Here is a 12,268-nt window from a genome sequence, read left to right on the forward strand (position 1 = left end):
TATGATTCGTCTCATTGGCTATTTCTTCGGCATCGGCACGACGCTGGCCCTTTTGGTCGCGGCGGGCGTGGCGATCTATATCGGCCATTTGTCGAAGGACCTGCCCGATTACGAGGTGCTGGCCAAATACGAGCCGCCGGTGACGACCCGCATCCACGCGTCGGATGGCGCGCTGATGGCCGAATATGCGCGTGAGCGGCGGCTTTATCTGCCGATTCAGGCGGTCCCGGATCGTGTCAAGGCGGCCTTCCTGTCGGCCGAGGACAAGAATTTTTACAATCACCCCGGCATCGACGTGACCGGCCTTGGCCGGGCCATTGTCGTCAACCTGCAGAATGTTGGTTCGGGAAAGCGCCAGGTCGGCGCCTCAACGATCACCCAGCAGGTGGCGAAGAACTTCCTGTTGTCTTCAGACCAGACCTACGAGCGCAAGATCAAGGAGATGATCCTCGCCTTCCGCATCGAGCAGGCCTACTCGAAGGATCGCATTCTCGAGCTCTATCTCAACGAGATTTTCTTCGGCTTCGGCGCCTATGGCGTCGCCGGTGCTGCGCTCACCTATTTCGACAAATCGGTGAACGAGCTCACCGTGGCCGAAGCCGCCTATCTCGCCTCCCTGCCGAAGGGGCCGAACAACTACCATCCCTTCAAGCATGCCGATCGCGCCTTGGAGCGCCGCAACTGGGTCATCGACCAGATGGTCGAGAACGGCTACGTCACGCATGAGGAAGGCGAGAAGGCCAAGGCCGAGCCGCTCGGCGTCACGCCGCGCCGCACCGGCAACTATCTCTTCGCCGGGGAGTATTTCACCGAGGAAGTGCGTCGCCAGATCATCGCGCGCTACGGCGAGAATGCGCTCTACGAAGGCGGCCTTTCCGTCCGCACGACACTGGATCCGAAGATGCAGCTGATTGCCCGCAAGGCCATGCAGAACGGACTTATGAAGTTCGACACGCTGCGCGGCTACCGCGGGCCGGTCACGAGCATCGACGTTTCCGGCGACTGGGGCGTGCCGCTGGGCAACGTCAAGCGGTTGGAGGACGTGCCGGAATGGTCGCTCGCCGTCGTGCTCGACAGCTCGGCCACCGGCCTGTCCATCGGCCTGCAGCCGACGCGCCAGATCTCCGGCGAAATCGTCAAGGACCGCGTCGAAGGCACCGTCAGCAAGGAAGACATGAGCTTCGCCATGCGCCACGTCGTCGACGGCAGGACCGTCAAGGCGAAGTCGCCGGCCGACGTGCTGAAGCCGGGCGACGTGATTTTCGTGCAGAAGAACGACGGCTCGGACAACAACTACAGCTTGCGCCAGGTTCCCGAAGTGGAAGGCGGCCTGATCGCCATGGACCCGCATACCGGACGCGTCCTGGCCATGGTCGGCGGTTTCTCCTACGCGCAGTCGGAGTTCAACCGGGCGACGCAGGCCATGCGCCAGCCGGGGTCGTCGTTCAAGCCGATCGTCTATTCGGCCGCCCTCGACAATGGCTATACGCCCGCCTCCGTGATTATGGACGGGCCGATCACCATCCAGAGCGGCAACACGACCTGGACGCCCAAGAATTACGACGGAACGGTGGCCGGCCCGGCGACGTTGCGGTCCGGCATCGAGAAATCGCGCAACCTGATGACGGTGCGGCTTGCCAACGACATGGGCATGAAGCTGGTCGTGGAATATGCCGAGCGTTTCGGTGTCTACGACCACCTGGCGCCGTATCTGCCGATGGCGCTGGGATCCGGCGAGACGACGGTGATGCGCATGGTGTCGGCCTATTCGATCATGGCCAATGGCGGCAAGTCGATCAAGCCGTCGCTGATCGACCGCATCCAGGACCGCTACGGCAAGACCGTCTTCAGGCAGGACGAACGCGGCTGCTCGAACTGCAACGCCGCCGAGTGGCAGAACCAGCCAGAGCCGGAGCTGGTCGACAATTCCGAGCAGGTGCTCGATCCGATGACCGCCTACCAGATCACATCGATGATGGAGGGCGTCGTGCAACGCGGCACCGGCGCCACCATCAACGAGCTCGGCCGTCACATCGCCGGCAAGACCGGAACGACCAACGACGAAAAGGATGCCTGGTTCATCGGCTATACGCCGAACCTCGTTGTCGGCCTCTATATGGGCTATGATCAGCCGAAGGGCCTTGGCAAGGGCGCGACCGGCGGCGGCCTTGCCGCGCCGATCTTCAAGGATTTCATGCGCGTGGCGCTGGACGGCACGCCCAATGTCGACTTCAAGGTTCCGGACGGCATGAAGCTGATTGCGATCAATCGCAAGACCGGCATGCGAGCCAACGCGGGCGACGCCGGAACCATCATCGAAGCCTTCAAGCCGGGTACCGGTCCCGCCGACAGCTATTGGGTGATCGGCATGGGTGCGGACGGCTCCAACGCCACCGGCGGGGCGCTGTCGCCGCAGGCCAACCAGGCCATCCAGTCGGGCGGCGGCGGGCTCTACTGACAATCGCTACATCGGGTCGGGTCGGCTTGACGATGATGGTCGAGCCGGTCCATTCCGCTTTACAGGGGCCGGTACATTACAGGGGCCGGCGCTTTACAGGAGACCGTGCCGTCCCTATGTATCGCGCCATCAAACCGCCATCCAGCAACAGGACAGAACAGCCAGCCATGCGCGCGGAAACGCAAAATATTGTCGACGAGATCAGGCAGGCGATCACCCTGCTGAGGAGGCATCTTTGACTGGGACCAAGCCATAAAGCGGCTTGAGTACCTGAACGTCCGTGCCGAGGATTCGAGCCTCTGGAACGAGCCGCTGGAAGCACAAAAGCTGATGCGCGAGCGTCAGGGCCTCGAGGAAGGCATTGCCGCGGTCAAAGGCCTCACCCAGGCCCTGGAAGACAATATCGGCCTGATCGAGCTTGGCGAGGAAGAGGGCGACGAGGGCGTCATCGCGGAGGCCGAAGCGGCAATCCGCTCGATGCGCGGCGAGGCCAAGGCGCGCCAGATCGAAACGCTGCTGTCGGGCGAGGCTGACGCCAACGATAGCTATCTGGAAGTCCATGCCGGCGCCGGCGGCACCGAAAGCCAGGACTGGGCCTCGATGCTTCTGCGCATGTATACGCGCTGGGCCGAGCGCCGGCGCTTCAAGGTCGAGGTGCTTGAAGTGCATGACGGCGAAGAAGCCGGCATCAAGTCGGCCACGCTGCTGATCAAGGGCCACAACGCCTATGGCTGGCTGAAGACGGAATCGGGCGTGCATCGTCTCGTGCGGATTTCGCCCTATGACAGCAATGCGCGCCGCCACACCTCCTTCGCCAGCGTCTGGGTCTATCCCGTCATCGACGATACGATCGACATCGACGTTTCCGAATCCGACGTCCGTATCGACACGTATCGGTCGTCGGGATCGGGCGGCCAGCACGTCAACACCACCGATTCGGCGGTGCGCATAACCCATCTCGCCACCGGCATCGCGGTTGCCTGCCAGGCCGAGCGCTCCCAGCACAAGAACAAGGCCAAGGCCTGGGAAATGCTGCGCTCGCGGCTTTACGAGGAAGAGCTGAAGAAGCGCGAAGCGGTGGCGAACGCCACCGAAGCGTCGAAGAGCGATATTGGCTGGGGCCACCAGATACGGTCCTACGTGCTGCAGCCCTATCAGCTGGTGAAAGATCTGCGCACCGGTGTCGAGAGCACCAGCCCGTCGAGCGTGCTCGACGGCGACCTCGACGATTTCATGGAAGCCTCGCTGTCGCAGCGGATCGAAGGTGGCGCCGGCGAAACGGTGGCCGATATCGACTGAGGCCGCCGGGCACCAATCCGGCAGGAATGTGGGTTCATCACGCGAGAGTTACGGCCATCGCGCGAGAGTGACGAGCTCTCAATTTGCACTTACCTGTCGTTCTACAACTTTGTTTTTCATCGGATTTTTCAAAAATCGATTTCCGCTTTTGACGCGGATGCCGCGGGCCGCCGGTGCCAAGCCTGGAACCAGCGCGAGCCAAATCCCGTTATTGGGCGATCCCGCTGCCGGGGTTGACCAGGTTTCGTCAATCAGGACGGCAGGTTGGTTCCGGCTGCAGAGGTCGGCGTTCGGTTGCGACAGCAATTGCTTGCGCCGACCAAGGAATCAGCCCAGCATTCATGCGCTGGGGAGGAAAAAAGCATTTATGGCCGGACGCGGCGTATCTGCGACCTGACGATCCGGCCACTGGGAAGACACGTTCCGGGAACGGGCAAGCGAAATGCTTGACAACCGTTGATAGGAACTGCGCTCATGCCTGCTCTCACAACCAGACCGGCCCCAGTCGCCCGCACGGCGCGCCGACTCCTGAATTCACTTGTCGCGGCAGTGGTTTTGATAGCTGCCGCCATTCCATTTGCGGCGCCTGCTCTGGCGCATGATGCCAAGCCGACCGCGGCCATGCCGCAAGGCTGGAGCTATCCCTTCTCCTGCTGCTCGGGCTATGATTGCCGCGAGGTCTCTCAGACATCGATCAGCGAACGTCCCGAGGGCTATGTCATCAAAGGAACCGGGGAAGTCGTGGCCTATAGCGACAAGCGGATCAAGAATTCGCCCGACGGCGAATATCATTGGTGCTCCGTTGCCGGTGCCAATGACGGAAAGACCATCTGCCTGTTCGTGCCGCCATCGTCCTATTAGCGCATGACGCCCGAAAGCTTGCCGACGGGCTGACCCGGGGGTGTGCGGCGGCTTTGGATCGATGAGCCTTCGGTCGGCACTCCAGCACTTTTAACCTGTGCATCGCAGGCTCACAGGTCGCTGACAGGCAGTTGTCAGGAGCGTTTCTTTATGCTGCCTTTGCTTACGGGCGGCATTGTGAGGGACCAATCCATGACGATCAAGGCAAGCTGCCACTGCAAGGCGACGACGTTCGAGGTCTCGCAAGCGCCGCAGACAGTGACGCGATGCACCTGTTCCTTCTGTTCAAAACGCGGTTCGTTGTGGGCCTATTACACCCCATCGCAATTCAGGCTCACCAGCCCGCCGGAGAATGTTTCGTTCTACCAGTGGGGATCGAAAACCATAAAACACGGCTTTTGCGCCACCTGCGGCTGTGGCACCTTCACCGAGACGCCGGACTGGTCGACAGGCGAGCCGAATTTCGACAATCCGAAGATCAGCGTGAACTCGCGGCTGTTCGACGATTTCGATCTCGACAAGGTCGAAGTGGTGGTCATCGACGGCAAGAATCTCTGGTAGCCGGTCGAATTGCGGTGGTCGCGCGAGCCGCTGCAGGCGTGTGGAATTGAGCCGGGGAAAGCCGCGGCAGCGGCTTTTGCTGGTCCGCTTTTCGCCGCATTTCATGTTACAAGTCGCTGGAAGGGCTGATGCGGTGCGCCGTTGCGCGGCCGTGGAATGGAGAGGGACCACCATATGAAAAAGATTGTGCTCGCCGTCGTGGCGACGGCTGTGCTCGTGAGCGCATGCACCACCGATCCCTACACCGGGGAACAGAAGGTTTCCAACACCGCTGCCGGCGCCGGTCTCGGTGCTTTGGCGGGTGCCGGGCTCGGCATGCTTGCCGGCGGTAACGACCGCCGCAACGCGCTGATCGGCGCGGGCATCGGCGCGCTTGCCGGCGGTGCCATCGGTGCCACCATGGACCAGAACGAGGCCGAACTGCGCCGACAGCTTCAGGGCACAGGCGTCAGCGTCACCCGCTCCGGCGATCAGATCATCCTCAATATGCCGTCCGACATCACCTTCAACGTCGACCAGGACGCGGTGAAGGCCGGTTTCTATCCGGTGCTGAATTCGGTGGCCCTTGTGCTGAAAAAGTTCCGCCAGACCACCGTCGACGTGTTCGGCCACACCGACTCGACCGGCAGCGACGAGCACAATTTCGACCTGTCGCAGCGCCGTGCTTTGGCGGTCGCCAACTATCTGTCCGGACAGGGTGTCGATTCCCGCCGCTTCGCCGTCACAGGCTTCGGCAAGACGCGTCCGATCGCCTCCAACGCGACCGCTGCCGGCCGGGCTCAGAACCGCCGCGTCGAGATCCAGCTGTCGCCGCTTACCTGAGGCAAGCGCACGAACCGGCCGCAGCCCCGCAAGGGGCCGCTCTAATGGCTATGCCGGCCCTCCGGCCGCCGGCACCCTTCGTTCGTGATGTCAGGACCGGGCCGGCTGATCGACAATCGCGGCAACGATCCGACGCACGATCGGAAGCACAATCAGCAGACTGGGAAACGCGACAAGCCATGAAGCGCCCCATGCATAGCTCCAGGCCGCTATAAACCCGTTTGTCCAGCCTGCGCCGATTGCCGTCGAAACCGCCGAGACAATCGAGGACATCAGAATCGAAAGAACCAACGGCATCACCACCGCGCCGTAGGAGGGCGGCAGCTTTCTCAACTTGAAGGCTCGATCCGGTGATGCTTGCATCGAAATCTCCCAATCAGAAAAAATGTGCGTCAGCGTTACTGTGAGGACGATCAGGCGGCATATGCCGTCTGCAGCGCCAATTCCCGAATGAAGCTTCGCAGCGAACGCGGCTCGCGGCCAAGCGCGGCACGCAACGTCAGGCTGTTCCCGCCGAGGCCGTATTTGGCGTAGTGGCTGTGTACTTTGGCCAGCATCTGCAACTGCCGGTCGGTATAGGGAAGGCGGGCCTTCGCCGCCCAGTCCTGAAATGTCGGCTCGCCCGCCGAAACCGGCCGGCCAAGCGCTTCGCTCATCATGGCGACGACCTCTTCGCGGCTGTGCATACCGTCGGCGCACAGCTCGAGGGTCGCATAGGACAAACGCGCTTCGGTCAATGCGATTGCCGCCACTTCAGCCACATCGCGATAGTCGACGCGGGCGAGCTTCGCCGTCCTTGGAAACGGCTCGGCGAAAACGCCGTGCTCGACGACGGACGGCCAGGCCGCCGAGATATTTTGCATGAAATTGGCCGGGTGCAGAATGGTGTACTCCATGTTCGTCGAATAGAGGGCAGCTTCAACGGGTACCTTGCTTGCATGGTTTTCCAGCCTCGTATTGGTCGGCTGGATCACCGACGAAAAGACGAATTTTCGAACGCCTGCTCGCGCCGCTGCCTCAACCATGGCAACCCCCATGGCGGCTTCGTCGGGAGCAAAGGCCGGTCCGATGTGAAAGACACCGTCGACACCTTCCACGGCCTGCTCAAGGCTCCGATGGTTGCGCAGATCTCCGATCGCGATCTCGGATGCGCCGGCTTTCCGGGCTTTTTCGGCACTCGCGGCGTCACGAACAAGCGCCCGAATCCTGGCATTGCGGCGGACGAGTTCAGGCACCACCAAACCGGCAACGCGGCCTGCGGCGCCTACGACCAGGACCGTTGGACTGGGTGTTCGCATGACGATCTCCTTCCTTCGAGTCTGCCTTTCGGCCTGTGCAGGGAAGATAAAATCTAGCGAACTTCGTTACAATTGATCGATGTTGCGATAGTTTCTCCCGATTTTCGGTAGAAAGGAGCGATGAGCGATGAGCCGGATAGATGATTTCGAAGCCTTCATTGCCATTGTCGAGCATGGCAGTCTGACGGCTGCCGCACGCCGGCTGAACCGCTCACTGCAGTCGGTCAGCCGGTCCCTGGCGACATTGGAGGAATCAATCGGGGTCGAGCTTCTGCACAGGACGACACGCCGCTCGACGCCGAGCGAAGCCGGAGCGGCCTTTTTCCAGCGCATCAAACCCGCCGTCGAGGAAATTAACGAAGCCAGGCTTCAGGCGGCCAATCGACGGTCTGAGCCATCGGGCATCCTGCGTGTCAGTGCCCCGGTGCTGTTCGGCCCGGACTTCCTCGTGCCGGTTATCGCCGACTATATGCGGACATATCCCCGGGTCGAGGTTGACCTCAAGCTTTCCGATGAATTTGTCGATCTCGATGCCGAGGGTCTCGATCTGGCGGTAAGAATCGGCAATTTGCCGGATTCCAATTTACGTGCGAAGCGCCTGGGCGCGCTGCGGCGCGTGGTGTTCGGCGCACCTGCCTACTTCCAGCAACACGGCCGACCGGCCCATCCGCTCGAATTGCGTGAGCATCAATGCATCGTACGAACCGTCGACGGCCGCCCAGGCGAATGGATGTTTCAGATTGAAGGCAAGCCCCGGCCGGTGAAGGTCGCGGGCACCTTCCGGTCGAATTTGATGATATCGATCTATGCGGCCGCGGTTCACGGATTGGGTCTGGGCTACTCGCCGCTTTGGCAGGTAAAGCACCTGGTGGACGATGGCCGCCTGGAACTGGTTCTAACCGAATTCGAGCCGGTGCCGGTGCCGATACACGCCGTGTGGCCGGAAGGCAGGTCGTCCTCAGCCAAAGTTCGCGCTTTTCTGGACCTGCTGGCATCCCGCCTGGAGCTCAGGGATCTTTAGCTACATAGCGAGCCTAGCGGCATACGGATCGCCGGCAGCACCAAAATCGACCGCCTCGCAGCAACGCCACAAGATTACCGAGAGCAGTACTTCTCAAAAGAGGGTGCTTCGCGCGTCGGCGGGGCCGCGCGCGAGCCGTGTCAGACCTTGGCCACGATCCGCATGAAGGCCGGCATGTCGTCGCCGAAGCCGACGGTCGCGTCATTGTCTTCCTGGCGCTGGCGGGCAGGGCGCTCGCGCTGCGGCCTGGTGTCGCCCCGTTCCGGCGCGCGCCGTTCGTTGCGATCGGGCGAAGCCTTGCGTTCAGATGACGCCTGGCGCTCGCTGTTTTCCGAGCGGATCGCCTCTTTGCGGGTACGTCGCTCGTCGATGTCGGCGACGGTGGCTTCGGCCACGACCGGCTGTTCCTCGCTAACTGCTTCCGGCGCTGCTTCTTCGCTGCGCCTGGCGTGGCGTTCACGCGGTTTGCGCTCGCCCCTGTCCTTGGCGTCGTCCTTGCGGCCGGCACGGCGTGGCGCACCGCGGCCACGGCGCGGGGCCTCATCCTCGCCGCCTTCGCTGGCAACGACCGTCGACAAATCGCCGTCATGCCACTCGATCTTCGTGCCGATCAGCCGCTCGATGGCGTCGATGTATTTGGTGTCCGACTTGGTCGCGATGGTGAAGGATTTGCCCGAGCGCCCGGCGCGGCCAGTACGGCCGATGCGGTGGACGTAATCCTCCGCGTGGATCGGCACGTCGTAATTGAAGACATGGCTGACATCGGGAATGTCGAGGCCGCGCGCCGCGACATCCGAAGCAACGAGGTAGCGCAGCTTGCCGTCACGGAAATTGGCCAGCATCTGCATGCGCGCGCGCTGGTCCATGTCGCCGTGCAGGGCGCCGGCGTCGAAGTCATATTTCAGCAGCGAGCGGAACAGCTCCGATACCTCGATCTTGCGGTTGCAGAAGATGATGGCGTTCTTCAGCTCGGCATCCTCGGCTTTCATCAGATTGCGCAGCGTCTCGCGCTTGTCCCAGGGTTTCGGGCCGGATTTCACCAGCCGCTGGATGATGTTGGTGGCGGCCGATGCTGCCTTCGACACTTCGACGCGCACCGGTGCGTGCAGGAATTTCTCGGTGAGCTTGGTGATTTCCGGCGGCATCGTCGCCGAGAAGAACAGCGTCTGCCTGGTGAACGGGATCATCTCGCAGATACGCTCGATGTCGGGGATAAAGCCCATGTCGAGCATGCGGTCGGCCTCGTCGATGACGAGGATCTCGACGCCGTTGAGCAGGAGCTTGCCGCGCTCGCGATGGTCGAGCAAGCGGCCGGGGGTCGCGATCAGCACATCGGCGCCGCGCTCGAGCTTCTTGTCCTGCTCGTCGAAGGACACGCCGCCGATCAGCAGTGCGATGTTGAGCTTGTGGTTCTTGCCGTATTTGACGAAGTTTTCCTCGACCTGCGCGGCGAGCTCGCGCGTCGGCTCGAGGATCAGCGTGCGCGGCATGCGGGCGCGGGCACGGCCCTTTTCCAACCGGGTGAGCATCGGCAGGACGAAGGACGCCGTCTTGCCGGTGCCGGTCTGGGCAATGCCCAGCACGTCCTTGCCGAGCAAGGCGTGCGGGATAGCACCAGCCTGGATCGGCGTCGGCTCGGTGTAGCCGGCATCGGTAACTGCGGAAAGGACCTTCGGCGACAGGCCGAGGTCTGCGAAGGTCAACGCTTCTTGAGCGATCTGGGTGTCTGAGGACAAGTTTGGCTGTCTTTGGCTGGTTCGGGGGCGCAACATATGCAGTCGCGGCAAGCGCCGCGCGCCTGCAAGATTGGTATTGCAGGTAGGCGCAAGCCCACGATTTGTCAACACAAACGGGCGGCATTGGTGCGATTGTGAAGCCGTAAGCTTAATCGCGATGGTTACCGCTCGTCGATGGCCCGCTGTTCAGCAAGGCGACATTCTCGCATCAGCGCAGGTGTTGCAGATCAGCAACGCCAGGGTGCATTCATTCTGACCACACGCCAAAGTATCATTTGAGATTTGAAATAACTCAGAAAACTAGCCACAAACGATTCATCCATTTTCTTGGCTAGGGGGGCCACATTATGAAGAAAGCTTTTCTCTCCGCTGCGTTTCTGGCAGCGGCCTTGACTCCGGCGATCGCGGCCGATGTCGTGGAGTTGCCGGTCGCATCAACGTATAACTGGACGGGCCTCTATCTAGGCGCACATGTCGGCGGTGGCAGCAGCAAAGTAGACTGGGAATATACTGGTGGCGGGACGGCTGATCATGATGGCAGCGGCGCCCTGGGCGGCGTCCAGGCCGGTTACAATTTCCAGAGCGGAAATATAGTCTATGGCGTCGAGGCGGACATCTCGGCCGCCCATATCGATGGCGGCACGGACTGTCCGAACCCCACCTTCTCTTGCGATTCCGATGTAAAGATGCTCGGATCGCTGCGTGGCCGAATTGGCTATGCGATGGATAGGCTGCTGATCTACGGTACCGGCGGTCTCGGCTTCGGCAGGGTTGAGATTAGCACAAGCGGTCCGATCGGGACCAACGGCACCTCGAAAACCAGAGCAGGCTGGACCCTGGGCGCGGGCCTGGAATATGCCTTTACCGATCACTGGTCGCTTAAGGGCGAATACAAATATTTCGATCTGGGCAAGAGCGATTATACAGTCGACACCGGCCTGAATGTCGAAGCAAAGGTCCGCATACACACCGGAGTCATCGGCTTGAATTACAAGTTCTGATCGCAACGATCGGCCGCCGCAACACTTGTGTTGTCAAATAGGAACCCGGCCTCGTGCCGGGTTTTTATTTGCACGGTCTGTTCAATACCTGAACTGTTCGGCGAGAATGCGCTCGTTCCACGAATGGTTGGGATCGAACAGCAGCGTCGCCGTTGCCGTCGGCGATTCCCTCACCGTGACCGTCGTCACCGCCTTGACCTCGGTGTGGTCGGCGGCGGCATTCACCGGCCGCTTTTCCGGCTCCAGAATGTCGAAACGCACGATCGCCTTGTTGGAGAGCAGCGCGCCGCGCCAGCGGCGCGGACGAAACGGGCTGACCGGGGTCAGCGCCAGCAGCGGAGCGTCGAGCGGCAGGATCGGCCCGTGCGCCGACAGATTATATGCGGTCGAGCCGGCCGGCGTCGCAATCATCACGCCGTCGCAGTGCAATTCCTCTAGCCGCTCTTGCCCATCCACGGTGATGCGGATCTTGGCCGTCTGGTACGACTGGCGCCAAAGCGCGACCTCGTTGATCGCGAGCGCCGAAATCGTCTCGCCTTCGGCCGTCACCGCCTGCATCTCCAGCGGACGGATCGTTTCGGCAACGGCCGCCGCGATGCGCCCGGTCAAGCCGCTGGCGCGGTATTCGTTCATCAGAAAACCGATGGTGCCACGGTTCATGCCGTAGACCTTCTTTCCCGTGCTCATCGTCTCACGCAGGGTCTGCAGCAGAAAGCCGTCGCCGCCGAGCGCCACGACGATCCCGGCTTCTTCGACGGAGGCCTGGCCGTAACGCGCAGAGAGGCTTTCCAGCGCTGCATTGGCGTCGGCTGTACCGGATGAGACGAAGGCGAAACGGCTGGCGGTTTTGCTCATGGCTCTCAACGACAACCGATTGGCGACGACCGTCTGGCGACCGATTGGCGGCGACCGGTTGCTGGGCCGCGCCAGCGCCGGGTTAGCATGGGTGGGCATTTCTGCAAAGGGAGGGAGGTGCCTGGAGATGGCGACCAAACAAGCCGCACTCGCGCATCATGTCGGAGGACAAAATGATGTGATGGTTAAGACTCGCCTTAAACTCTCGTAAAGCCATATCGATCATGTTAGCCGGCAGCGGACGGGCGGCGTGGGGGCTAACCAGTCGAGGCCGATCTATTGCCGCTGGCACGCTTGATTATTGTCTTCCTGATGCTGGCAAGTTTTGCCCTGGCTTTCGCGGAACTGGTGCGCCA

At 61.8% G+C, this 12,268-nt stretch carries 11 protein-coding genes; 7 read left to right on the forward strand and 4 right to left on the reverse strand.

Features of this window, described 5'->3' with window-relative positions:
- Position 1: 1 nt before the first annotated feature.
- The 5 genes from NKH49_RS15550 (at position 2) to NKH49_RS15570 (ending at position 6,001) form a co-directional block, all read left to right on the forward strand.
- On the forward strand, positions 2-2,458 hold the full coding sequence (locus tag NKH49_RS15550) for a penicillin-binding protein 1A (protein ID WP_352926546.1): 2,457 nt from the start codon (positions 2-4) through the stop codon (positions 2,456-2,458).
- Positions 2,459-2,625: 167 nt separating this feature from the next.
- Positions 2,626-3,757, forward strand: a protein-coding gene (prfB, locus tag NKH49_RS15555) for a peptide chain release factor 2 (RefSeq protein WP_352451084.1) whose coding sequence is annotated in 2 segments (ribosomal slippage) — positions 2,626-2,691 and positions 2,693-3,757 — 1,131 coding nt in all. Because the reading frame shifts where the segments join, the coding sequence is not laid out codon by codon here.
- Between the two features lie 474 nt (positions 3,758-4,231).
- The gene (locus NKH49_RS15560) at positions 4,232-4,618 is read left to right on the forward strand and encodes a hypothetical protein (protein WP_031212810.1); all 387 of its coding nucleotides are present in this window, start codon (positions 4,232-4,234) and stop codon (positions 4,616-4,618) included.
- A gap of 192 nt (positions 4,619-4,810) precedes the next feature.
- Entirely contained in the window at positions 4,811-5,179 is a 369-nt protein-coding gene (locus NKH49_RS15565; protein ID WP_023679923.1) for a GFA family protein, read from the forward strand.
- A 174-nt stretch (positions 5,180-5,353) separates the two neighbouring features.
- Positions 5,354-6,001 (forward strand): YiaD family glycine zipper/OmpA-like lipoprotein, encoded by a 648-nt coding sequence (locus tag NKH49_RS15570; protein ID WP_352541369.1) that lies wholly within the window; start codon positions 5,354-5,356, stop codon positions 5,999-6,001.
- A gap of 90 nt (positions 6,002-6,091) precedes the next feature.
- Here the strand turns inward: NKH49_RS15570 and NKH49_RS15575 are convergent, their stop codons facing one another.
- A complete protein-coding gene (locus NKH49_RS15575; RefSeq protein WP_023679921.1) occupies positions 6,092-6,364 on the reverse strand; it encodes a DUF2798 domain-containing protein in 273 nt (90 codons plus the stop codon).
- Positions 6,365-6,414: 50 nt separating this feature from the next.
- Positions 6,415-7,299 carry an NmrA/HSCARG family protein gene (locus tag NKH49_RS15580; protein WP_352541368.1) on the reverse strand — a complete coding sequence of 295 codons (885 nt, stop codon included), beginning with the start codon at positions 7,297-7,299 and terminating at the stop codon, positions 6,415-6,417.
- A 127-nt stretch (positions 7,300-7,426) separates the two neighbouring features.
- Here NKH49_RS15580 and NKH49_RS15585 point away from each other — a divergent pair, with 127 nt between their 5' ends.
- A complete protein-coding gene (locus tag NKH49_RS15585) occupies positions 7,427-8,320 on the forward strand; it encodes a LysR family transcriptional regulator (RefSeq protein WP_352541367.1) in 894 nt (297 codons plus the stop codon).
- Positions 8,321-8,460: 140 nt separating this feature from the next.
- Here the strand turns inward: NKH49_RS15585 and NKH49_RS15590 are convergent, their stop codons facing one another.
- The gene (locus NKH49_RS15590; RefSeq protein WP_352541366.1) at positions 8,461-10,056 is read right to left on the reverse strand and encodes a DEAD/DEAH box helicase; all 1,596 of its coding nucleotides are present in this window, start codon (positions 10,054-10,056) and stop codon (positions 8,461-8,463) included.
- Positions 10,057-10,403: 347 nt separating this feature from the next.
- Here NKH49_RS15590 and NKH49_RS15595 point away from each other — a divergent pair, with 347 nt between their 5' ends.
- The gene (locus tag NKH49_RS15595) at positions 10,404-11,057 is read left to right on the forward strand and encodes an outer membrane protein (RefSeq protein WP_352451078.1); all 654 of its coding nucleotides are present in this window, start codon (positions 10,404-10,406) and stop codon (positions 11,055-11,057) included.
- An 81-nt stretch (positions 11,058-11,138) separates the two neighbouring features.
- Here NKH49_RS15595 and NKH49_RS15600 read toward each other — a convergent pair whose 3' ends face one another.
- Positions 11,139-11,912: an NAD kinase gene (locus NKH49_RS15600; protein ID WP_023679915.1), complete on the reverse strand. Its 774-nt coding sequence runs from the start codon at positions 11,910-11,912 to the stop codon at positions 11,139-11,141.
- Positions 11,913-12,268 lie beyond the last annotated feature (356 nt).

The organism is Mesorhizobium sp. M1088 (assembly GCF_040318575.1).
Lineage (GTDB): Bacteria > Pseudomonadota > Alphaproteobacteria > Rhizobiales > Rhizobiaceae > Mesorhizobium.

Coding starts and splice junctions, on each gene's coding strand:
- NKH49_RS15550 (WP_352926546.1), top strand. CDS start 2: ATGATTCGTCTCATTGGCTATTTCTTCGGCATCGGCACGACGCTGGCC.
- NKH49_RS15560 (WP_031212810.1), top strand. CDS start 4,232: ATGCCTGCTCTCACAACCAGACCGGCCCCAGTCGCCCGCACGGCGCGC.
- NKH49_RS15565 (WP_023679923.1), top strand. CDS start 4,811: ATGACGATCAAGGCAAGCTGCCACTGCAAGGCGACGACGTTCGAGGTC.
- NKH49_RS15570 (WP_352541369.1), top strand. CDS start 5,354: ATGAAAAAGATTGTGCTCGCCGTCGTGGCGACGGCTGTGCTCGTGAGC.
- NKH49_RS15575 (WP_023679921.1), bottom strand. CDS start 6,364: ATGCAAGCATCACCGGATCGAGCCTTCAAGTTGAGAAAGCTGCCGCCC.
- NKH49_RS15580 (WP_352541368.1), bottom strand. CDS start 7,299: ATGCGAACACCCAGTCCAACGGTCCTGGTCGTAGGCGCCGCAGGCCGC.
- NKH49_RS15585 (WP_352541367.1), top strand. CDS start 7,427: ATGAGCCGGATAGATGATTTCGAAGCCTTCATTGCCATTGTCGAGCAT.
- NKH49_RS15595 (WP_352451078.1), top strand. CDS start 10,404: ATGAAGAAAGCTTTTCTCTCCGCTGCGTTTCTGGCAGCGGCCTTGACT.
- NKH49_RS15600 (WP_023679915.1), bottom strand. CDS start 11,912: ATGAGCAAAACCGCCAGCCGTTTCGCCTTCGTCTCATCCGGTACAGCC.